Below are 21,545 nucleotides of genomic sequence, written 5' to 3'. Positions count from 1 at the left end.
GCCGGTGTGCGGCATCGCGTTGAGCATCGGCCCGGAGGCCGACCCGGCGACCTTCCGGCGGATGCTCGCCGCCCTGGCCCCGCGCGGTGAGGTCACCGAGACCCGCTCCGAGAGCGGGCTGCTCGCCGGCACCCGCCGGCTGCGCGTGGTGGACCGGGACCGGTCGGTGCAGCCGTGGACGTCGACAGACGAGCGGTGGCTGCTCTGCTTCAACGGCGAGATCTTCAACTACCGGGAGTTGCGGGCGCAGCTGACCCGCCTGGGGCAGGCCTTCCGCACCGAGGGCGACACCGAGGTGCTGCTCGCCGCGTTCCAGCAGTGGGGCGAGGCAGCGGTGACCCGGCTCCGCGGTGAGTACGCCTTCGCCGTCGTCGAACGGGCCACCGGCCGGGCCTACCTGGCCCGCGACCCACTCGGGGTCAAGCCGCTGTACTGGTCCCGTCGGCCCGGTTGCCTGCATCTCGCCTCCGAGGTCAAGGCGCTCGTCGGGCACGGCGCCCCGATCGCCGAGGTGCCGCCCGGGCACCACGGCTGGGCGGAGGCGGACGGGCACGTACGGCTGAGCCCGTACGTCGACCTGCTCACCATCGGCGACGGTCTGCCGGTCATCGACGACCCGGACGAGGCCGCGCTGCTGGTCCGCGCCGCGCTCAGCGACGCGATCCGGATGCGGGTGGAGACCGACCTGACCGTCGGGGTGGTGCTCTCCGGTGGGCTGGACAGCTCGTTGACCCTGCGGCAGGTGCGCGACATCCACCCGGACTGCGTGGCGGTGACCGTCGGCGTCGCGGACAGCCCCGACGTGGCGTACGCCCGGCGGCTCGCCGCCGACCTCGACGTGCCGCACGTGGTGGTCGAGCTGCGTCCGCGCGACATCCGGCTCGCCGACGTCCGCGAGGCCATCCGGATCTCCGAGCTGACCGAGTACGGCGACATCATCAACGCGGTCGTCTCGGTGCCGATCTTCCGGCGGCTCCGCGACCTGGGCGTCAAGGTGGTGCTGACCGGCGACGGCTCCGACGAGCTGTTCGGCGGGTACCCGATGTACCACCAGGTCGGCCCGGCGGCGGCCCGCAGGCTGTTCCTGCACCGGATCCGCAACCTGTGCCGCACCGAGTTGCAGCGCGTCGACCGGGCCGCCATGGCACACGGGGTGGAGGCCCGGGTGCCGTTCCTCGACCTCAGCGTGGTGGAGCTGGCGATGCGGCTGCCGGTGGACCTGAAGCTGCGCCACGGGCAGGAGAAGTGGATCGTCCGGCGGGCGTTCGCCGACGTGCTGCCCGACTACATTCTCCGCCGTCCGAAGAACCCGATGTCGTACTCGTCGGGGTTGCACGAGCGGGTGCGGCTGTACAAGCCGCTCTTCGCCCGGCTGCACCGCTCGTTCGGCTACGACCTGCAGGAGCCGGTCCGACGGGACTTCGACACAGTCCTCAGCCGCTGCGGCAACGACCTGGACCGGGCCATCGCCGACGGGCTGACCCGACCCGACTACACGGTGCTGGAGCACGCCCGCGACCTGGTCGGCGCGGCCAAGTGGAACGCGGCGCCGATGGTCCGCCGGCTGGTCGGCCCGCGCCCGGCCCGGCACTGACGGCCGCCCCGCACGCCACGCTTGACTCTGACACGGTGTCAGGGACGAGCGTGAGGGGACCATGTTCACCATCGGAGACTTCGCCCGACTCGGCAGGGTGTCGGTGCGGATGCTGCGTCACTACGACAGCATCGGCCTGCTGCGCCCCGCCAGCGTCGACCCGCATACCGGCTACCGCTCCTACCGCGCCGACCAGTTGCGCCGGCTCAACCGGGTGATCGCCCTCAAGGAACTGGGCCTCACCCTCGAACAGGTGCGCGCGATCGTCGACGACGCCGTCGACGTGGCCGAGCTGCGCGGCATGCTGCGGCTTCGCCGGAGCCAACTGGCGGAACAGTTGGCCGCCGACACGGCCCGGCTCACCGCCGTCGAGGCGAGGCTCCGAATGATCGAGTCGGAGGGTCGGATGACCACCCAGGACGTCGTACTCAAGGAGATCGCGCCGGTTCGCGTCGCGGAGCTGACCGCCGTCGCGCCCAGCTACCAGAGTGAGGACATCGGCCCGGTGATCCAGCCGCTCTATCCGGAGCTGTTCCGTCGGCTGGACGCCGCCGGGATCACCCCCACGGGGCCGGGCATCGCCTGGTACGAGCCGGCTCCCGGTGACGACGGCGACGCCGTGGTCGTGCACGCCGCGGTGACGGTCGGCGTCGGCGCGAGCGCGGCGTCCGACGTGGCGGTGGTGGACCTGCCGGGGCTGCGCAACGCGGCGACGATCATCCATCACGGTGCGATGGACGACGTCGAGCCGAGCATGCAGGCGCTCGCCCGGTGGATCGAGGAAAACGGCTACCGCACCGACGGCTTCGCCCGGGAGGTCTACCTCGAGTACTGCGCGGACACCCCGGAGAAGGGCGTCACCGAACTCCAGGTAGCCGTGTACCGGGACTGAGCCCGCCCACCGCCCAGCGGGCCTGCGCCGGCGGTCGGGTGCTCAGGTCACCAGCAGCAGCGCGCCCACCGCGGCGAGCGTCGCGGTGACCGCGAGCACGGTGCTGGTCACCACGAACCGGGTCACCGGCACCGCCACCCCGGCCGCCCGGCAGCGCTCGAACCAGAGCAGGGTGGCCAGTGACGCCCAGGGGGCGGCCAGCGGGCCCACGTTGGTGCCGATCAGCAGAGCCAACAGGCGGGTGTGGTCACCGGAGGGCAGCACCGACTCGCCGGCCAGGTAGGCGGGCAGGTTGTTCACCGCGTTGGCGAGCAGTGCTCCGGTGCCACCGGCGCGCAGGGCGCCCAACGCGCCACCGTCGGCGCCGAGCAGGCTGCCGACCAGGTCGTCCAGCCCGTGCCGGCCAAGGGTCTGCACCACCAGGAACAGGCCGGTGACGAAGAACAGCAGGCGCACCGGGACCAGCCCCGGGCGCAGCGTGGCGGGGGAGCGGACCAGGAAACCGACCAGTACCAGCGCGAGCCCGACGGTGGAGGCGATCTCGATCTCCACGCCGGCGAGGATGCCGGCGACGAAGATCAGGCAACCGGCGAGCGCCGTACGGTGCAGCACCGGGTCGGCCGGCACGTGCCGGGTCGGCGTGACGAAACGCCCACCGAGGGGCTGCTCCCTCCGCCACCACCCGAACCAGAGCAGGGCCATGGTGACCGCCACGGCGGCGAGCTGCGGCAACGCCATCCGAGCCGCGTACGCCAGGGGTGCCAGCCCGACCCGGTCGGCGGCGAGCAGGTTGGTCAGGTTCGACACCGGCAGCAGCAGGCTGGCGGTGTTCGCCAGCCAGACCGTGGTGACGGCGAGCGGGGCGGCGGGGATCCGCAGGTTCCGGGCCAGCGCGAGCAGCACCGGGGTGAGCAGCACGGCGGTGGTGTCGAGGTTGAGCACGAGGGTGGTCAGCGTGGCGAGGCCACCGCAGAGCAGGAACAGCACTGCCCACCTGCCCCGGGAGGCGATGGCCAGTCGGCTGGCCAGCACGTCGAAGACACCGGCCACGGCGGTCAGCTCGGCGAGCACGATCACAGTGCCGAGGAACAGCAGCAGCGGCAGGATCCGGTGCAGGGTGGCGGTGGTCTCCGCGCGGGGGAGCAGCCCGCTCAGCGCGCAGGCCGCCCCGACCACGGCGAGGACGGCCGCCACCAGGTCCAGCGGGTGGGGCCGCCAGCGCGTGGTCGGTTCGGGCGGGGCGGCAACTGTCACATCTGTTCACGTTGGCACAGCGTCTGGCCAGCCGGTTCGCAACCCCCGTCCTGGTGACGGGCCCCACCGTGCCCGCCCGAGAACCCGGTGTCACACCCGGTCCGGGCCCGTCACGTCCGGCAACGCCAGGTCCGATCCCCGCCAGCAATCCCATTGGCGGCGGGCCAGGCTGGCCCGATGACGACCAGCACCAACTTCCGCGTGCTCGCCCTGCCGACCGCAACTGTCGACACCATCCACCGAACCGGCCGCGACGCTGCTTCATGTTCGCCGTGGAGCGGGCCGACATTTGACGCCACCAGCCGCACCGGGCGGCGTAGGCGAGCAACCGTCGATCGGTCCCATCGCGTCCTATGGATATGCGCAAGACCCTGCCGGCCGCCGCGACGGCCCTCCTGCTTGTCCTGACCTCCTGTGCCCCGTCAGAGCCGCCGGGGCCGCCGGAGCCGTCGCGCGTCGGCCCGCCGCCGGCCACCCCGGCCGCCTCCCGCCAGGACCCGGAGCAGGCCGAGCGGACCATGGCCAGCCTGCGCCGGGTGGACGACCTGCCGCTGTACGAGATGACCTACGTCGGGGCGTACGACCCGACGGTGGGCACCGACGCGCCGCCACCCAGCCCGTTCGGGTGCTCGCTGTTCGTCGCCGCGGGCGGCCCCAACCGGCCGGTGTTCGCCCGCAACTTCGACTGGGACGCCAACCCGGCGCTGGTGCTGCGGACCGACCCGCCGGACGGGTACGCGTCCCTCTCGCTTGTCGACGTCTCCTACCTCGGGGTCGGTGCGGACCCGGCCGGTGATCGTCGGCTGCTCAACGCGCCGCTGTTGCCCTTCGACGGGATGAACGAGCGGGGCCTCGCGGTGGGGCTGGCCGCCGACGACGCGGCCACGGCCCGCCCCGTGCCGGGCAAGCCCACCGTCGGCTCGGTCCGGATCCTGCGGCTGGTGCTGGACCGGGCCGCCACCGTCGACGAGGCGATCGCCGTCTTCACCGGGCACAACCTCGACTTCGACGGCGGGCCGCCACTGCACTACCTGCTGGCCGACGCGACCGGAGCGTCAGCGGTGATCGAGTTCGTCGATGGTGAGCTGCGGGTGGAACGGGGCACGGGCGGCTGGCAGGCGCTGACTAACGTGCCGGTCGTCGGGGTGCCCGAGCAGCGGCGGCGTGCGGACCACCGGTACGGGCAGATCGCCGCCGCGCTGACCGACGCCGGCGGGGTGCTGGACGCCGCCGCGGCGCACCGGCTGCTCGCTGCCGTCCGTCAGGGGCACACCCGCTGGTCCGTCACGTACGGCCTGCGCAGCGGCGAGGTCCGGCTGGTCACCGCGACCGGTGCGGACGAGCGGCGCTACCGACTGCCGATGAGCTGACGGGTCGGCTCTCCCGGACGTGGCCGGGCCCGGCCCCCGACGATCGGGGACCGGGCCCGGTGTGGTGCGCGGTGCCTACCAGCCGAGGTAGCTGGGCTGGGTCTGCACGTTGAGCTCGGAGTAGCGGGTCAGCTTGGCCGACCAGGTACGCCAGTCGTTCAGCTCCAGGACGTCCAGGCCCTTCACCATGTCGTTGGAGTAGATGTGGCCGTTGTAGTAGTACGCGGACCAGGTGCCGCCGCCGACGAACGTGTCGGCCGAGAGCGGGCCGCGCTCCCAGAAGGCGATCTCCTTCGGGTTGGCCGAGTCGGTGAAGTCGAACACCGAGATGCCACCCTGGTACCACGCCTGGACCATGATGTCCTTGCCGAGCACCGGGATCAGCGAGCCGTTGTGCGCCACGCAGTTCTCGGTGTCGGCGTTCGCCCGGGGGATCTTGTAGTAGCTGCGGAAGGTCATCGTCCGAGCGTTGCCGCGGCCGGCGATGTCGTAGATGGCGTCCGCGCCCCGGTTCGGGCCGACGGTCTCGTTGCAGGTCGCCGCCCCGCCACCACCCAGCTCGTCGGTGAAGATCACCTTGGTGCCGGCGTTGTTGAAGGTGGCCGAGTGCCAGAACGCGAAGTTGACCTCGTCCCGGACCCGGTTGATGACCCGGGGCGCCTCGCGGTTCTTGATGTCGAGCAGGATGCCGTCACCCATGCAGGCGCCGGCGGCCAGGTCCTTCGACGGGTAGGCGGTGATGTCGTGGCAACCGGTGGTCGCCGAGCCGGTCTGGCTGCCGGGGAAGCCACCGTCCGGGAAGAGGTTCGGCGTCGCGACCACTGCCGCGTCGGTCGGCTTCTTCACCGGCACCTTGATGATGGAGATGGAGTCGTGCGGCGGCTGGCAGTCCGGGAATTCGGCCCGCGGGCTGTACGACGAGACGTACAGGTAGACGGCCTTGCGGTCCTTGCCCGGCACCAGGGTGTGGGTGTGTGAGCCGCAGGCGGTCTCGACGGACTTGATGTAGCGCGGGTTGGCCTTGTCCTTGATGTCGAAGACCTTGATGCCCTCCCACGAGCCCTTCACGTCCGCTCCCTGCGTGGTGCTGTTGCAGGAGTCGTCGCTGCGGGACGAGTCGGTAGAGAGGAACAGCAGGTCACCGTGGACGGAGATGTCGTTCTGCGACCCCGGGCAGAGCACCCGGGCCTTGACCGTCGGAGCGCTGGGCCGCGAGATGTCGTAGATGACGAAGCCGTTGTAGTTGCCGGCGAAGGCGTACTTGCCCTGGAAGGCGATGTCGCTGTTTGTCGCGTCCAGTGGAGCGACCTTTGGCAGGTTGGCGATCTGGCGCAGGTTGGGGCTGCTCACGATCTGGTCGACGCCGGGGATCGTGTTGGTGAGCGCGGGGGCCGGGGCCGCCTGCGACACCGTCTGGGCGTTGCTCGCCGGGGCGACGAGGGCGCTGGCGACGAGGAGGCCGGTCGTGGCGAGCGCCACGACACGCAGTTGTCGTAACCGTGGCTTGTGGAGTCTGATCATCGGCGGGGCCCTTCGCAAGGGGGAGACGATGGTTGACACGTTACCGTCCGACGAAGAACGTCGATGTGAGCCGGATCACATGAAAGTGAGTTCTTCAATGGATAGCATCGCGATGACCTCGACTGCAGGGAGTGGCCCATGACCAACCGGCGCGCACGCACCCTGGCGGTCGTCACACTGGCTCTCGCGTTGCCACTGGTGGTGTTCATGGTGATCCGCCTCGACGGCGACACCGGTACGAGCGCACCACAGCCGGTCTCCGCGCCCGCCACCTCCGCCGCGTCGCCGACGGCCAGCCCCGTCCCCACCGACCTGACCGTCATCGCGCCCGGCCGCCCGGGCGAGACGGCGGCCACCCGCCCCGCGCACGAGGTCCGCGACGCCGGCCCCGCCCCGCACAACTCGCTGGACGTCTGGTTCGTCCGGATGATGATCCCGCACCACGCACAGGCCCTGGCGATGGCGGAGCTCGCCCCCGACCGGGCCGCCGACCCCGACGTCCGGGCCATCGCCGACCGCATCCGGGCCAGCCAGGGGCCGGAGATGGGCATGATGCGCGGCTGGCTGCAGACCCGTGGCCTCCCAGCGGAGATCCAGGGGCACGACCACGGCACCATGCGCGGCATGCAGTCGCCCGAGGCGATGCGGCAACTCGCCGCGGTCCGAGGCGCGGACTTCGACCGGCTCTTCGTCCGGATGATGACCGAGCACCACCAGGGCGCCATCCAGATGGCGACCGACCTTCTCACTGTCGGCTCCGACCTGACGCTCAACGAGTTCGCCAACTCCGTCGCCACCGAGCAGACCGTCGAGATCGAACGCATGCGCGAGATCCTCGCCCGCTGAGCACGGCCGCGGGCGCGAAGGTTCAGCGTCCCGGCACGTACGCTGGGTGACCGTGAGACGCACAGTGTTCGGCCGCCCGCTGCGCGGCGTCGCCTTCGACGTGGCCGTCGCCGCCCTGGTGGTGCTCGTCTCCCTGGCCGCGGCGGTGAACCAGCCGGGCGGTTGGGCGGCCACGGCGGTCGGCGTGGCGATGGCGGTGGCGCTGCTGTTCCGCCGCACCCACCCGAGCGCGGTGACGGTCGCGATCGCGGTGCTCGCCCTGGTCCAGGTGATCGCCCGCTGGGGTCCGCTCATCTACGACGTGGCCGTCCTGATCGCCCTCTACAGCGTGGTGAAGTACGGCCGGCGGCTGCGCGACGGCGTCCTGGCCGGCGCGGTCGCGGCCGTTGGCGTGCTGCTGGCCGCCGCGCAGACCCCCAACGTCATCCAGTGGTGGGTGACCGCGCTGTGGTACGCGCTGGTCACCGGGGCGGTGTGGTTGGTCGCGCTGAACGTGCGGACCCGCCGGCTCTACGTGCTCAGCCTGGAGGAGCGGGCCACCACCCTGGAACGCGAGCGGGAGGCCGAGTCCCGGGCAGCGGTCGCCGAGGAGCGCACCCGGATCGCCCGTGAACTGCACGACGTGGTCGCCCACAGCATGGCCGTGATGATCGTCCAGGCGGACGGGGCCCGGTTCATGCTCGACCGTGACCCCGCCCAGGCGCGTACCGCCGTGAAGGTGGTCGCGGACACCGGCCGGCAGGCGCTGGAGGAGATGCGCCGGCTCGTCGGCGTCCTGCGTGACGCCGGTCCGGCCGGCCCGGACGGGGCCGACGGGCTGGCGGTGGCGGCCGACCCCGAGCACCGCCGCCTCGCCCTGGCCGAGCTGCCCGAGCTGCTGGCCCGGTTCGACGACGCCGGGCTGCACGTCCGCAGCACCGTCACCGGTACGCCACCGGCCCTGCCGCCGGGTCTGGAACTGACCGTCTACCGGGTGGTGCAGGAGGCGCTGACCAACGCGCTCAAGCACGCCGGCGTCGGCGCCGGCGTCGAGGTCGTCCTGTCGTACAGCGCCGAGGCCGTCGTGGTCCGGGTGGTCGACGACGGTCGCGGCCGTCCGCTGGTCAGCCCGGCGCCGCCCGGCGGTCACGGTCTGCTCGGCATGCGGGAGCGGGTGACGGTGTACGACGGCAGCCTCACCGCCGGCCCCCGGCTGACCGGGGGGTGGCAGGTCGAAGTCCGGCTGCCGCTACCGTCAGAGCCGGCAACGGAGGTGATCGCGGCATGACGGTCCGGGTAGTGATCGTGGACGACCAGGCGCTGGTCCGCGCCGGGTTCCGGATGGTGCTGGACTCCCAGCCCGACCTGGAGGTCGTCGGGGAGGCGATCGACGGCGCGGACGCCCTGCGGGTGCTCGCCCGCACCGAGGCCGACGTGGTCGTGATGGACATTCGGATGCCCACCATGGACGGGGTGGAGGCGACCCGTCGGCTCTGCGCCGAGCGGCCCGCCGGCGGCCCTCGGGTGCTGGTGCTGACCACCTTCGACACCGAGGCGGACGCCTTCGCGGCGCTGCAGGCCGGGGCGAGTGGCTTCCTGCTCAAGAACGTCCCGCCGGAGGAGCTGCTGGCCGCGATCCGGGTGGTGGCCCAGGGTGACTCGGTGGTGGCGCCGTCGATCACCCGGCGCCTGCTGGACCGGTTCGCCGGGCAGCTCGGTGCCGCGCCGAGCGCCGACCCTCGACTCGCGCAGCTCACCGACCGGGAACGGGAGGTGCTGCTGCTGGTCGCCCAGGGGCTGTCCAACGCGGAGATCGCCGCCCGGGTGCACGTGGCCGAGGCGACGGTGAAGACCCACGTCGGGCGGATCCTGGCGAAGCTGCAGCTGCGCGACCGGGTCCAGGCGGTGGTCCTGGCGTACGAGAGCGGGCTGGTCACGCCCGGCGGATGACACCGGGTACGACCTGGGTCGTAGCGGCCGGCGGGTGCACCACGACCCGGGGCGCACGCAGGTCGAGCGCGCAGGTGGAGATCGACAGACCGGTGCCGGCCATAGCGTCGGAGGGGTCCGATCCGTCACCTGCACCGGGAGCCCCGCATGATCCGCCTGACCCTGCGTTCGTTGCGCGCCGAGGCGCTGCGCATGCTGCTCTCGGCGCTCGCCGTCGTGCTCGGCGTCGCGTTCGTCGCCGGCACGATGATCTTCGTCGACGGGATGCGGAGCGGGGCGTACGAGCGGGCCGGCACCTTCGACCGCCACACCGACCTGGGGGTCTACTCGGCCGGCCGGGAGGTGCTACCCCCGGCCCTGGTCGACCGGGTGCGGACGGTCGACGGGGTGGCCGCCGCCGGCGGTGAGCTGACAAACACCGCCGGGATCGTCGGCGCCGACGGTCGGCCGGTGCTCGGGTTCACCATGCTCGTCGCCATCCCCACCGAGGACGCGCTGCGCTCGTACGACGTGGTGGCCGGCCGGTTGCCAGACCGGGCCGGGGAGGTGGTGCTCGACGCGCCGACGGCGGCCGAGCAGGGCTTTCCGCTCGGCGCGGCGGTCCGGATCGGCGCCACCGGCGGCGCGGCCCGCCCGTACACAGTGGTCGGCACCGTCGACGTGGCCGGCACCGCCCGCGACGTCGGCGGTCCGTTCGTCGGCATGGTCGGGCCGGACGCGTTGGCCCTCACCGGCGAGCGGGGCTACGGCCGCATCATGGTGGCGGCCCGACCGGGCACCGACGTCGCGGCGCTGACCGAGCGGGTACGCGCCGTTGTCGGCGCCGAAGCCACAGTGAAGAGTCGCCAGCAGATCCTCGACGAGGCCGTGGAGGACGCGGTCCGCAACGTGGACCAGTTCCGTATGCTGCTGTTGATCTTCGTGGGGGTCGCGATCGTGGTGGCCGGCTTCGTGATCGCCAACACCTTCGCGATCGTGCTGGCCCAGCGCACCCGACGCACCGCGCTGCTGCGCCTGATCGGCGCCACCCGGGGCCAGGTCTTCCGGTCCACAGTTCTGGAGTCGGCCGTGTTGGGGCTGGTCGCCTCCGCGCTCGGGGTCCTGCTCGGGGTGGGCCTCGCCGGCGGGATGCGGCTGCTGCTGCCCCGACTGGACGTGCCGGTCACCGGGGACCTGACCGTGACCGGTTCGACAGTGCTGACGGGCCTGCTGCTGGGCACCGGGCTCACCGTGTGCGCCGCCCTGCTGCCGGCCTGGCGGGGGACCCGGATCGCCCCGGTGGCCGCGCTCACCGACGCCGCGGTGCAACCCAGCCGGGGTGCTGGTCGGGTGCGGCTGAGTATCGGCGCGGTGGTGCTCGCCGTCGGTGTCGCCGCGCTGGCCGGCGCCGCCAGCGCCGGCCAGCTGCTGCTGGTGGCGGTCGGTGGGGTGCTCACCTTCTTCGGGATCGTGCTGTTCGGGCCGGTGCTCGTCCCGGCGCTGGCCCGGGTGTTCGGCTGGCCGGTACGACGCGTGCTCGGCGCCACCGGTGAGCTGGCTGTCGCCAACACGGTGCGCAACCCGCGACGGGTCGCCGCGACAGCCACCGCACTGGTGATCGGGATCGGACTGGTCTCAGCGTTCATGGTCGGTGCGCGCAGCACCAAAGACGGCATCGAACGCAGCGTGGACGCCCAGATCGGGACCGACTTCGTGGTCAGCGGAATCGGTCAGGACCTACCGGCCGCGCTCGTCGGTGAACTCGCCTCCCGCCCCGAGTTGGGTGTGGTGCACGAGCAGCGCAGCGCCGTCGTCGACGACGTCGAGATCCGCGCGGCCCACCCGGCTCTGGTCGGCCGGACGCTGAGCGGGGTGCTGGCCGGCGACGCCGAGCGGGTCGGTCCGGGGCAGGTGCTGGTGCACAGCGAGTTGGCGCGGGTCCGCGGCTGGCAGGTCGGCTCGCCGGTGACCGTCCGGGGGAAGCCGTTCCGGGTGGCCGCCGTGGTCACCGACGACACTCCCGGCCGTGAAGTGCCAGCGGGTCACGTCATCGACCTGTCCGACCAGGACTTCGCCGCGCTCTTCCCCGCCCAGCGCGGCTACCTGGCCGAGATCGACCCCGCCGCCGGGGTGAGCCCCGAGCGGGCCCGCGACGCGATCACCGCGGTGCTCGGCCGCTACCCGACGGTGAACCTGATGGACCAGGGCGCGTACAAGAAGATGCTCACCGGCACTGTGGACATGCTGCTCGCCTTCGTCACCGCGCTGCTCGGCCTGGCCGTGGTGATCGCCCTGGTCGGCGTGGCGAACACGCTGAGCCTGTCGGTGGTCGAACGCACCAGGGAGAACGCCGTGCTGCGAGCGGTCGGGCTCACCCGAGCACGGATGCGGGCGGTGCTCGCCGTCGAGGCGGTGCTGATGGCGCTCGTCGGCGCGGTGCTCGGCATCGGGCTCGGCACCGGAGTCAGCGCGTCCACGATGGCCCTGCTGGACCGCCTCGGCGGCGACTTCCACGTGGTGCTGCCACTCGGCCAGCTCGGGCTGATCCTCGGCGTCGCGGTGCTGGCCGCCCTGCTCGCCTCGGTGCTGCCGGCCCGCCGAGCGCTGTCCCGCCCGGTCGTCGAGGCGCTCGCCGACCAGTGACCCGCTCGCGGTCCGCACCGGCCGGGTCTCGCCCCGGCCACCGGACGGACATCCGCCGGCCGGTCCCGCCATCTTCCCCGGCGGCGGGACCGGCCAGCGGCGCCGGGTCTACAGGCGCTCGACCATCGGGCCGACGCACCGGTTACGGGTGTCGAAGACGTAGCGGGCGTGCTTGACCACGAGGTCGTAGTCGAAGGCGTCGTGGTCGGTGACCACCACCACCGCGTCGGCAGCCCGCACCTCCCGCTCGGTGAGCCCGACCACCGTGACCCCGGCGGGGATATGGTGCGCCTCCGCGTACGGCTCGACGGCGTGCACCTCGGCGCCGAGGGCCTGCAGCCGGCGCGCCACGTCGACAGCGGGGGAGTCGCGCATGTCGCCGGTGTTTTTCTTGTACGCCAGACCGAGCAGCAGGAGTCGGGCGCCGCTGACGGCCCGACTGTCCCGGTTCAGCCCCGCCATGATCCGCTGCGCGACGTGTTCGGGCATTTCGTGGTTGACGTCGTTGGCCAGCTCGATGAACCGGAACTGCCGTCCGAGGCGGCGCTTGACCTGCCACGACAGGTAGCACGGGTCGATCGGCAGGCAGTGCCCGCCGACGCCGGGGCCCGGCCGGAACGGCAGGAAGCCGAACGGTTTGGTCGAGGCGGCGTCGATTGCCTGCCAGACGTCGATGTCGAGGTGGTGCGAGAGCATGGTCAGCTCGTTGATCAGCGCGATGTTGACCTGGCGGAAGGTGTTCTCGATCAGCTTGGTCAGCTCGGCGACGCGGGTGGAGTCCACCGGTACGGTGCGTTCCACGAGGCGCTGGTAGAACTCGTCCACCCGGGCCAGCGACGCCGGGTCCACACCGGAGACCACCTTCGGGGTGTTCTCCAGTCGCCAGGTCGGGTTGCCCGGGTCGATCCGCTCCGGGCTGTAGCCGAGGTGGAAGTCGCCGGGGCTGGTCAGCCCGCTGGCCGACTCCAACAGCGGGCGCAGCAGCTCCTCGGTGGTGCCCGGGTAGGTGGTCGATTCCAGGATCACCGTGCAGCCCGGGCGGACGTACGGGCCGATACCGATGCCGGCCTGCTCGACGAAGCTCAGGTCCGGGGTGCCGTCACGCAGCGGGGTCGGCACCGTGATGACGCAGATGTCGAACCCGTCGGCGTCGGTGTACTCCGTGCTGGGGTGGTAGCGGCCGCTGCCCAACGCCCGGCCCAGCCGATCGGCCGGAATGTCCTCGACGAACGACTCGCCGGAGGCGAGACGCTTCACCCGGTCGGCGTCCACGTCGAGACCGACCACGTCGAGCCCCGCCTCGACAGCCCGCATGGCCAGTGGCAGCCCGACATACCCCTGACCGATGACGACCAGCTTTTCAGCGCTCACCCAGGCTCCCGCAGCAGATGGTGTAAATGGCCTGCTGAGAGCGTAGAGGCGTCTTCGGCGACGTAAGTCCGTTTTGGGGATATCGGTGCTGGTGGGACCGCCGGGGTCGGCGACAGCGGGCGGCTCAGCCGCCCGCCGGCACCTCCGGATCAACCGGCGCGCTCGACGTGGGGGCTGGATCGGACGGCGGCGCGCCGGTCGTCGGCGGCGCGCCCGTCGTGGGCGCCGCGCTGGTCGGCGGCGCCGTGGTGACGCCCGTCGTCGGCGTCGGCGGACCGACCGTCTGGCTCGGCTGCAGACTCGGCGTGGCGGAGACCGAGGCCGACGGGGCGTTGCCGGGGATGCGCGGCCGGTCGGGCCGGCCCGGCTCGACGCTGGTGATCTGCTCGTTCGCCGCGGGCAGGTCCACGGGGCCGCTCGGCGCCACCGTCGGCGAGGTGGTCGGCAGATGGACCGCCGGCTCGCCGGCGTTGCGCGCCGCGGCCAGAGCCGCGCCGAGCCCGACCAGCGCGACCAGCACTGCCGCAGCCGCGCCGACCAGCGGACCCCGGCGTCGCTGGGCCCGCGACCCGCTCGCCACCGCCGCGCCCGCCGGAACGTCCGTGCGAGTGCCCGGACCAGCGTCGCGCAGCGCGACCGGCGTGGCCATCGCCGTCGGCGGCTCACCGCCGGTGACCGCCGTCCGGGCGGCCTCGGCCATCGCCGCTCCGCTGGTGAACCGCTCCAGCGGATCCTTGGCCAGGGCCCGCGACACCAGGGCGCGGACCGCCTCCGGAATGTCGTGCGGCAGCTCCGGCGGCTCGTCGTCCAGGTGCCGCACGGCGACCTGGAGCGGGTTGTCCCCGGTGAACGGTGGACTGCCGGTGAGGCAGCAGTAGGTGACCGCGCCCAGGGCGTAGATGTCGGTGGCACCGCTGACCGGCCGGCCGGCGGCCTGCTCGGGAGCCATGTAGAGGGCGGTGCCCGGCACCGCGTTGGTGCTGGTGATGCTGGTGATGTCGGTGGAGCGGGCCACGCCGAAGTCGACCAGGACGACAGTGCCGTCCTCCTGCACCAGCAGGTTGCTGGGCTTGACGTCGCGGTGCACGATGCCGCCGCGATGCGCCGCGTTGAGCGCTGCCGCCGCCTGCGCCACGATCGACATCGTCTCGGCCACGTCGAGCCGCCCGGCCGCCTCGATCCGCTTGGACAACGGCTCACCGGCGACGAACTCCATGACGAGGTAGTCCGCCCGGCCGCCGTCAGGGAGGTCGTCCTCGCCGCAGTCGAAGACCTGCACGATGCCGGGGTGCCGCAGCGCCGCCATGATCCGAGCCTCGGCGCGGAACCGGGCGATGAAATCGGGATCGGAGACCAACGCCGGCAGCAGAACCTTGACCGCGACCTGCCGGCCGAGGATCAGGTCGGAGGCACGCCAAACGTCGCCCATGCCGCCCGTGGCGACACGTTCGTCCAAGCGGTAGCGACCGCTGAGCACGACCTCCGATGACAACACGGCATTACCGTACCCAGAGTGGCGCGGGCCGGCGCGCCGCGGCCGGGCCGCCGGGTGGCTGGTTCAGCCTGGCTGATCCGGCCTGACCTGTGTGGACGCTCACCGTCGGTGACGCTGCGGATGTGCGGTGTCACGAAAAGCGACAATTTCCATCGTCCGGGTCCTCGATGGTGGCAAGAAACCGCCTTCGGCCGCCATTGGCGTCCGCTGCTCACAAGACGTTACGACGACGCGCCGTCCCGTCGGGTTGATAATTGTCACTCTTCCGTGACACGACGCCGACTTGTCGCGCCGTGAGCCCCCTCCTAGCGTTAGCCCGGCTCGGCCCCGCCCGGCTACCTCGGCGGGCAGCGCGCCGATCGACCCCCTGGCGTTGGCCCCGGACACGCCGCCCCGACAATCATGGTCGAGGGCACGATCAGAGCGGCGGAGGGCGGTGTGGGTGCGAATGCTGATCGGACGGGCGGCTCGTACCGCGTGGCCTGCCCCGGCGCGGCGCGTCGGGCCGGCACGCCCCGGACGATGCGTGGGCCGCGAATGACCGCCGACCTGTCGGAGGTGGTGAGCGCCGCGCAGGCCGGAGACGAGGAGGCGTTCCGCTTCCTCTACCGCAGCCTCCAGCCCGGGCTGCTGCGGTATCTGACCACGCTCGTCGGGGCCGACGCCGAGGACGTCGCCTCCGAGACCTGGCTCCAGATCTCCCGTGACCTGCCCGGCTTCACCGGGGGCGAGTTCCGCGCCTGGGCCGTCACCATCGCCCGTAACCGCGCGATGGACCACCTGCGCCGGATGCGCCGCCGCCCCTCGCTCCCGGTCCCGGTGCAGGCGCTCGTCGAGCTGGCCAGCGACGCGGACACCGCCGAGCGAGCCGACGAGACGATCGGCACCGAGACCGCCCTCGCGCTGATCGCCACCCTGCCGCCCCGGGAGGCCGAAGCGGTTCTGCTGCGGGCCGTGATCGGGCTGGACGCGGGATCAGCCGGCCGGGTGCTGGGTCGCCGGGCCGGCGCCGTGCGGACCGCCGCCCACCGAGGCCTACGCCGGCTCGCGGTCCTGCTGGAGCGGCAACACCCGGCCGGGTCGCCGGTCGGGGTCGAGGGGGTGCCGCCGCCGCGCACCGGGAGCGGCCCCGCCCTGCGGGCACCGCACACGGAACCGGCGGACGGCTGACGTGAGGGGACTCCCGATGAACCCGTTCCGGCGGGCCGACCACGCCGACACCGAGCGGCTGCTCGACTCGGCCCACGCCCGGGTGGACACCACGCCCGATCTGGGCCACTCCGTCACGCCCACGGACGTCGACGCGAACTCCCCTGAGGCGCATCTGAGCACCCCGAACGTGCCCCCGGCCGAGCCGGTGGCCGCGCTGCTCGCCGCGGCGGCTGGCCCCGTCCGTCCGGGCGAGCTGGCCGGCGAGGAGGCCGCGTTGGCCGCGTTCCGAGCCGCCCGGGCCAACCCGGCGCCGGCCGGGCCGCAGCCACCACGCCGTCGCCGGGTGACCACCGGCGCGGTGGCCTGGATCGGGGCGGTGGCGGCCACCGCCACCGCCGGGGCCGCCTTCGCCGCGGTCACCCGGGACCGAGCGCCGGATCCGGTCGTCCCGGCCCCGTCGCACCCGTCACCCTCGGCGCACCAGAGCGAACCCCGCTCGGCCGGGCCCGGTCGGTCGGTGGCCCCCGGCGCCCCGTCGCCGGGTGCGCCGCCGCCGGTCACCGCCACACCACCGGCCAGCACCGCCCCCGCCGACCAGCTGCACGGACTATGCCGCGCGTGGCGGGCCAAGAAACCCGACCAGCGGGAGGGGGCACTGCGCACACCGGCCTTCCAGCGGCTGGTGACAGCCGCCGGCGGCCCTGCCGACGTCGAGGCGTACTGCCAGCGGCTGGTGCCCGAACCGGAGCCGACCGAATCGGTAGAGGTCACGCCCTCCGGGTCGGCGAAGATCAAGCCGTCCCCATCGGCGAAGGCGCCACCGTCACCGCCGCGACCGGGCCACCCCGTCGGCGGCTGAGCGCGGGCCGGCGGCAGCGGTTTGGTTCCGCCCTGCACCGGAAATTCGTCTGTTAGACAGAGGTTGGTGGCGCCGTGCTCGCCCCCGACAGTGTCGGTGGGTGGGTTTACGGTGGCACAGTGTGCCGGACCCGGCGCACGGAGAGGGGGCTCGACCCTTGGTGACGTCACCCGACCTGGACCGCAGCGCCATTCTGCACGAGTCCGCAGCCGCAGTCCGACACCTCGCCCGGATCTGCTTCAAGACCGGCCCACCCACCCACACCGGCGTCGAACTGGAATGGACCGTGCACGACGCCGCCGATCCCGCCCGCCCTGTCGACGCGACGCGGCTGCGGGCGGCGCTGGGGCGGCACAGCCCCGCAACGTTGGATGCCACCAGCCCGGCCGAGCCGCTTCGACACGGCGGTATGGTCACCCTGGAGCCGGGTGGCCAGTTGGAGATCTCCACCCCGCCCCGCCCCTCGGTCGCCGCGTTGATCCGCGCCACCGAGGCCGACATCGCCCAGGTCACCGACCTGCTGGCCACCGCCGGGCTGATTCTGGGCCGCAGCGGCATCGACCCCCACCGACGGCCCCGCCCGGTGGTGGAAACCCCCCGCTACCGCGCGATGCGCGGGGCCTTCGACCGCCGTGGCCCGGCCGGCCGCACGATGATGTACAGCACCGCCGGCCTGCAGATCTGCCTCGACGCCGGCGAGCCGGACCAGGTCGCCGACCGCTGGGCCGCTGCCCACGCGGTCGGGCCCGCACTGCTCGCGGCGTTCGCCTCTGCCGCTCGACATGCCGGACGGCGCACGGGTTGGGCTTCCGCCCGGATGGCCGCCTGGCTGGCCATCGACCCGACCCGGACCCGCCCGGTCTGGTCGCCCGCCCGCGCCGGGGACGATCCGACCGACACCTGGATCAGCTACGTGCTCGCCGCGCCGCTGCTCTGTCTGCGCCGGCACCACGCCGACTGGGCAGCGCCACCCGGCGTGACCTTCGCCAACTGGCTCGACGGCGCGCTGCCACAACCGCCCACCACCGATGACCTCGACTACCACGTCAGCACGCTCTTTCCGCCGGTGCGGCCGCGCGGCTACCTGGAGCTGCGCTACCTGGACGCCCAACCCGACCGGGACTGGCGGCTGCCGTTGGCGGTGCTGACCGCACTGTTCAGCGACCCGGGCACCGTGCGCGAGACGTACACGATCGCCGTGCCCGTGGCCGACCGCTGGTCGGCCGCCGCCCGGCACGGCCTGGCCGACCCGGCGTTGGCCGCCGTCGCGGCGGCCCTGCTCGACCTGGCCCTGACCGCCCTGCCCCGGCTGGAGCTGCCGGCCGGCACCCACGACGAGGTTCAGCGAGGTGTACGACGGCGGCTGGCCGCCGCAGAGAGGAGAGACCAGTGAGCGCGAGGAGTGAGCCGGGGTTGCGAGCCTCGCAGTCGCGAGCGGAAGGCGGCTCGGTGAGCGCGAGGAGTGAGCCGGGGTTGCGAGTCCCGCAGTCTGGTCGGGTCGACGGGGAGCAGTTGCGCGACCGCATCGCTGTGGAGTTGGCGCGGGCCCGCGCCCGCACCACGTTGTTGACCGAGGCGGTCGACGACGCCGACCTGATGCGCCAGCATTCGCCGCTGATGTCACCGCTGGTCTGGGATCTCGCCCACGTCGGTAATCAGGAGGAGCTGTGGTTGGTCCGGGACGTCGGGGGCCGGGAGCCGGTCCGGTGTGACATCGACGAGTTGTACGACGCGTTCAAGCAGCCGCGTCGGGACCGCCCGGCGCTGCCCCTGTTGCCGCCCGGGGAGGCGCGTGCCTACCTGGCCACGGTTCGGGACAAGGTGCATGACCTGCTCGACGCGGTGGCCTTCACCGAGCGCCCGTTGGTCGCCGACGGGTTCGCCTTCGGCATGATCGTGCAGCACGAGCAGCAGCACGACGAGACAATGCTCGCCACCCACCAGCTGCGCTCGGGGCCGGCTGTGCTGCACGCCCCGGCGCCGCCCGAGCCGTCGGCCCGGGTCGGCGCGGAGGTGCTGGTGCCGGCCGGTGAATTCACCATGGGCACCGACACGGATCCGTGGGCGTTGGACAACGAACGTCCGGCGCACCGGGTCGACCTGCCGGCGTACGTCATCGACGCCGCCCCGGTGACCAACGGCCAGTACGCGGCCTTCATCGCCGACGGCGGTTACACCGAGCAGCGCTGGTGGAGCCCCGCGGGCTGGGAGCATCGGGTTCGGGAGCAGCTCAGCGCGCCGATGCACTGGCGTTCCGACGGCGACGACTGGTCGTATCGGCGTTTCGGTCAGTGGGCGCGAGTCCGCGCCGACGAGCCGGTGGTGCACGTGTGCTGGTACGAGGCGCAGGCGTACGCGGCGTGGGCCGGCAAGCGGCTCCCGACCGAGGCGGAGTGGGAGAAGGCGGCCCGGTGGGATCCGGCGACCGGCCGGTCGCGCCGGTACCCCTGGGGTGACGACGACCCGATCGAGGCGCACGCCAACCTCGATCAGCGCCATCTGCGGCCGGCGCCGGTGGGCGCGTACCCGGCCGGTGCCTCGCCGTTGGGTGTGCACCAGCTCATCGGCGACGTCTGGGAGTGGACCTCGACGGCGTTCGACGGGCATCCGGGGTTCGCCGCGTTCCCGTACCGCGAGTACTCGGAGGTGTTCTTCGGCGGCGACTACCGGGTGCTGCGCGGTGGTTCGTTCGGCACCGACCGTTCTGCCTGCCGGGGCACCTTCCGTAACTGGGACTATCCGATCCGCCGGCAGATCTTCAGCGGTTTCCGCTGCGCCCGGGACGTGCGACCGGACGAGTCGTACCGGTGAGTCGCCGCACGACCGGCGGCCCGGCGGCGGGCCGGGGGCGCTGATGTGTCGCCACCTGGCCTACCTGGGGCCGCCGGTCACCCTCGCCGAGTTGTTGTTCGACCCACCGCACTCGCTGGTGCGGCAGTCCTGGGCGCCTCGGGACATGCGAGGCGGCGGCACCATCAACGCCGACGGGTTCGGCGTGGGCTGGTACGCGGGCGCGGGTGAGCCGGTGCGGTACCGGCGGGCGCAGCCGATCTGGAGCGACCCGACCATCGCCCAGCTCGCGGCGGTGACCCGCAGCGCGGCGGTGGTGGCGGCGGTGCGCTCGGCCACGGTCGGGATGGCGGTGCTCGACGGCGCGGCGGCGCCTTTCGCCGAGGGGCGCTGGCTGTTCAGCCACAACGGTGTGGTGCGCGGCTGGCCGGACGCCGTGGTGCCGCTGGCCGCCGGCCTGCCGGTGCGTGACCTGCTCACCCTGGACGCCGCCACCGACTCGGCGCTGCTCTGGGCGCTGGTGCGGCATCGGCTGCGCGCCGGCGCCGACCCGGTCGAGGCGGTCGGGCGGACGGTGACCGACGTCGCCGCCGCCGCACCCGGGTCGCGGCTCAACCTGCTGCTCACCGACGGGCACCGGGTGGTGGCCAGCGTGGCGGGGCACGCGTTGTCGGTCCGCGAGACGCCGGATTCGGTGCTGCTCGCCTCCGAGCCACACGACGACGGTCCCGGGTGGCGGTCGGTGCCGGAGGGGCACCTGGTCGTCGCCGCCGCGGGCGAGGTGCGGGTACGTCCACTGCCGACCCCGGTGCGTCATGCCGGGCGGGCCGGCAACGGTTGATCGAAAAGAGGAGCGAACCGATGACAGCGGAACCCCTGGAGATCTACCTCGAAGAGGGTGACCTGGAGCGCGGCCTGCGCGACGACGTCCGGGCCGGGCTGAGCGCCGGGCAGAAGTGGCTGCCGCCGAAGTGGTTCTACGACGCCCGGGGCAGCGAGCTGTTCGAGGAGATCACCCGACTGCCCGAGTACTACCCGACCCGCGCGGAGCGGGCGGTGCTGGCCGGGCACGCTTCCGACATCGCGGCGGTGACCGGGGCCAAGACGCTCATCGAGTTGGGCTCCGGCTCGTCGGAGAAGACCCGGCTGTTGCTGGACGCCTTCACCCGCCGGGGCGGGCTGGGCACGTTCGTCCCTCTCGATGTGTCGGTCAGCGCGCTGCGCGGGTCCACCGCCCAGATCGCCGCCGACTATCCCCGCCTGCGGGTCCGGGGCATCGTGGGGGACTTCACCCGGCAACTGGACCGGCTGCCCACCGGCGGCCGGCGGTTGGTGGTGTTCCTCGGCGGCACCATCGGCAACCTGTTGCCCGCGGAGCGGGCCGCGTTCCTGGCGGCGATGCGCGCAGCGCTGGAGGTCGGCGACTGGCTGTTGCTCGGCACGGACCTGGTGAAGGACCCGTCGGTGGTCGTGCCCGCGTACGACGACGCCGCCGGGATCACCGCCGAGTTCAACCGCAACGTGCTGCACGTGATCAATCGGGAGTTGGGCGCCGACTTCGACCCGGCCGCCTTCGAGCACGTCGCCGTCTGGGATCCGGACCACGAGTGGATCGAGATGCGGTTGCGGGCGACCCGGCCGATGAGCGTGCGGGTGCTGGGGCTGACCGTCGACTTCGCGGCGGGGGAGGAGCTGCGTACGGAGGTTTCGGCGAAGTTCCACCCGGAGGGGATCGCCGCGGAGCTGGCTTCGGCCGGCTTCACCACGGAGGAGTTCTGGACCGACCCGGACGGGCTCTTCGGCGTGACGTTGGCGCGGGCGCGGTGAGCCTGTTCACCCGGCGCGGCCGG

17 protein-coding genes are annotated in these 21,545 nt (G+C 72.9%); 13 read left to right on the top strand and 4 right to left on the bottom strand.

Translation table 11 applies throughout. From position 1 onward, the window contains the following. Positions 1 to 4 precede the first annotated feature (4 nt). Both OH804_RS12025 and OH804_RS12020 read left to right on the top strand, forming a co-directional pair. Positions 5 to 1,594: an asparagine synthetase B gene (locus tag OH804_RS12025; protein WP_196923022.1), complete on the top strand. Its 1,590-nt coding sequence runs from the start codon at positions 5 to 7 to the stop codon at positions 1,592 to 1,594. A gap of 61 nt (positions 1,595 to 1,655) precedes the next feature. Continuing rightward, a complete protein-coding gene (locus OH804_RS12020; RefSeq protein ID WP_196923023.1) occupies positions 1,656 to 2,486 on the top strand; it encodes a MerR family transcriptional regulator in 831 nt (276 codons plus the stop codon). Between the two features lie 42 nt (positions 2,487 to 2,528). Here the strand turns inward: OH804_RS12020 and OH804_RS12015 are convergent, their stop codons facing one another. Beyond that, positions 2,529 to 3,740, bottom strand: a complete 1,212-nt coding sequence (locus OH804_RS12015; RefSeq protein WP_406065095.1) for an SLC13 family permease — start codon at positions 3,738 to 3,740, stop codon at positions 2,529 to 2,531. Positions 3,741 to 4,099: 359 nt separating this feature from the next. On the opposite strand from OH804_RS12015, the gene OH804_RS12010 reads away from it, so the two are divergent. After that, positions 4,100 to 5,110, top strand: a complete 1,011-nt coding sequence (locus tag OH804_RS12010; RefSeq protein WP_406065093.1) for a linear amide C-N hydrolase — start codon at positions 4,100 to 4,102, stop codon at positions 5,108 to 5,110. A 75-nt stretch (positions 5,111 to 5,185) separates the two neighbouring features. On the opposite strand, the gene OH804_RS12005 is transcribed toward OH804_RS12010, so the two are convergent. Then, the gene (locus OH804_RS12005) at positions 5,186 to 6,631 is read right to left on the bottom strand and encodes an LVIVD repeat-containing protein (protein ID WP_196923026.1); all 1,446 of its coding nucleotides are present in this window, start codon (positions 6,629 to 6,631) and stop codon (positions 5,186 to 5,188) included. Between the two features lie 138 nt (positions 6,632 to 6,769). Here OH804_RS12005 and OH804_RS12000 point away from each other — a divergent pair, with 138 nt between their 5' ends. The 4 genes from OH804_RS12000 (at position 6,770) to OH804_RS11985 (ending at position 12,028) form a co-directional block, all read left to right on the top strand. Next, the gene (locus tag OH804_RS12000) at positions 6,770 to 7,477 is read left to right on the top strand and encodes a DUF305 domain-containing protein (RefSeq protein WP_196923027.1); all 708 of its coding nucleotides are present in this window, start codon (positions 6,770 to 6,772) and stop codon (positions 7,475 to 7,477) included. 46 nt (positions 7,478 to 7,523) lie between these two features. Then, positions 7,524 to 8,744, top strand: coding sequence for a sensor histidine kinase (locus tag OH804_RS11995; protein ID WP_406065090.1), 1,221 nt, complete (start codon positions 7,524 to 7,526; stop codon positions 8,742 to 8,744). Continuing rightward, positions 8,741 to 9,406, top strand: coding sequence for a response regulator transcription factor (locus OH804_RS11990; RefSeq protein WP_196923029.1), 666 nt, complete (start codon positions 8,741 to 8,743; stop codon positions 9,404 to 9,406). The genes OH804_RS11995 and OH804_RS11990 overlap by 4 nt, the downstream gene beginning before the upstream one ends. 147 nt (positions 9,407 to 9,553) lie before the next feature. Then, positions 9,554 to 12,028: an ABC transporter permease gene (locus OH804_RS11985; RefSeq protein WP_406065087.1), complete on the top strand. Its 2,475-nt coding sequence runs from the start codon at positions 9,554 to 9,556 to the stop codon at positions 12,026 to 12,028. A gap of 108 nt (positions 12,029 to 12,136) precedes the next feature. Here the strand turns inward: OH804_RS11985 and OH804_RS11980 are convergent, their stop codons facing one another. Together OH804_RS11980 and OH804_RS11975 are read right to left on the bottom strand one after the other, a co-directional pair. After that, the gene (locus OH804_RS11980) at positions 12,137 to 13,399 is read right to left on the bottom strand and encodes a nucleotide sugar dehydrogenase (RefSeq protein WP_196923031.1); all 1,263 of its coding nucleotides are present in this window, start codon (positions 13,397 to 13,399) and stop codon (positions 12,137 to 12,139) included. A 124-nt stretch (positions 13,400 to 13,523) separates the two neighbouring features. Beyond that, complete coding sequence (locus OH804_RS11975) at positions 13,524 to 14,894, bottom strand: protein kinase domain-containing protein (RefSeq protein WP_406065085.1); 1,371 nt, start codon at positions 14,892 to 14,894, stop codon at positions 13,524 to 13,526. Between the two features lie 522 nt (positions 14,895 to 15,416). On the opposite strand from OH804_RS11975, the gene OH804_RS11970 reads away from it, so the two are divergent. From OH804_RS11970 to egtD, 6 genes are all read left to right on the top strand, one after another. After that, positions 15,417 to 16,064 carry an RNA polymerase sigma factor gene (locus OH804_RS11970; protein ID WP_406065083.1) on the top strand — a complete coding sequence of 216 codons (648 nt, stop codon included), beginning with the start codon at positions 15,417 to 15,419 and terminating at the stop codon, positions 16,062 to 16,064. Between the two features lie 16 nt (positions 16,065 to 16,080). Next, the gene (locus OH804_RS11965) at positions 16,081 to 16,905 is read left to right on the top strand and encodes a hypothetical protein (protein WP_406065081.1); all 825 of its coding nucleotides are present in this window, start codon (positions 16,081 to 16,083) and stop codon (positions 16,903 to 16,905) included. A 157-nt stretch (positions 16,906 to 17,062) separates the two neighbouring features. Beyond that, positions 17,063 to 18,298, top strand: coding sequence for an ergothioneine biosynthesis glutamate--cysteine ligase EgtA (gene egtA / locus OH804_RS11960; protein WP_406065079.1), 1,236 nt, complete (start codon positions 17,063 to 17,065; stop codon positions 18,296 to 18,298). Positions 18,299 to 18,378: 80 nt separating this feature from the next. Continuing rightward, positions 18,379 to 19,716 (top strand): ergothioneine biosynthesis protein EgtB, encoded by a 1,338-nt coding sequence (egtB, locus tag OH804_RS11955; RefSeq protein WP_406066508.1) that lies wholly within the window; start codon positions 18,379 to 18,381, stop codon positions 19,714 to 19,716. A gap of 43 nt (positions 19,717 to 19,759) precedes the next feature. Further along, entirely contained in the window at positions 19,760 to 20,536 is a 777-nt protein-coding gene (egtC, locus tag OH804_RS11950) for an ergothioneine biosynthesis protein EgtC (RefSeq protein WP_406065077.1), read from the top strand. 20 nt (positions 20,537 to 20,556) lie between these two features. Then, positions 20,557 to 21,522 carry an L-histidine N(alpha)-methyltransferase gene (gene egtD / locus OH804_RS11945; RefSeq protein WP_406065075.1) on the top strand — a complete coding sequence of 322 codons (966 nt, stop codon included), beginning with the start codon at positions 20,557 to 20,559 and terminating at the stop codon, positions 21,520 to 21,522. The last annotated feature ends 23 nt before the right edge of the window (positions 21,523 to 21,545 follow it).

Origin of the sequence: Micromonospora sp. NBC_00860, from assembly GCF_045207375.1 — a bacterium.
Taxonomy (GTDB): Bacteria; Actinomycetota; Actinomycetes; order Mycobacteriales; family Micromonosporaceae; genus Micromonospora; species Micromonospora vinacea.
The sequence above is the reverse complement of the archived record's forward strand: the minus strand, read 5'-3'. Positions and strand labels throughout refer to the sequence as shown.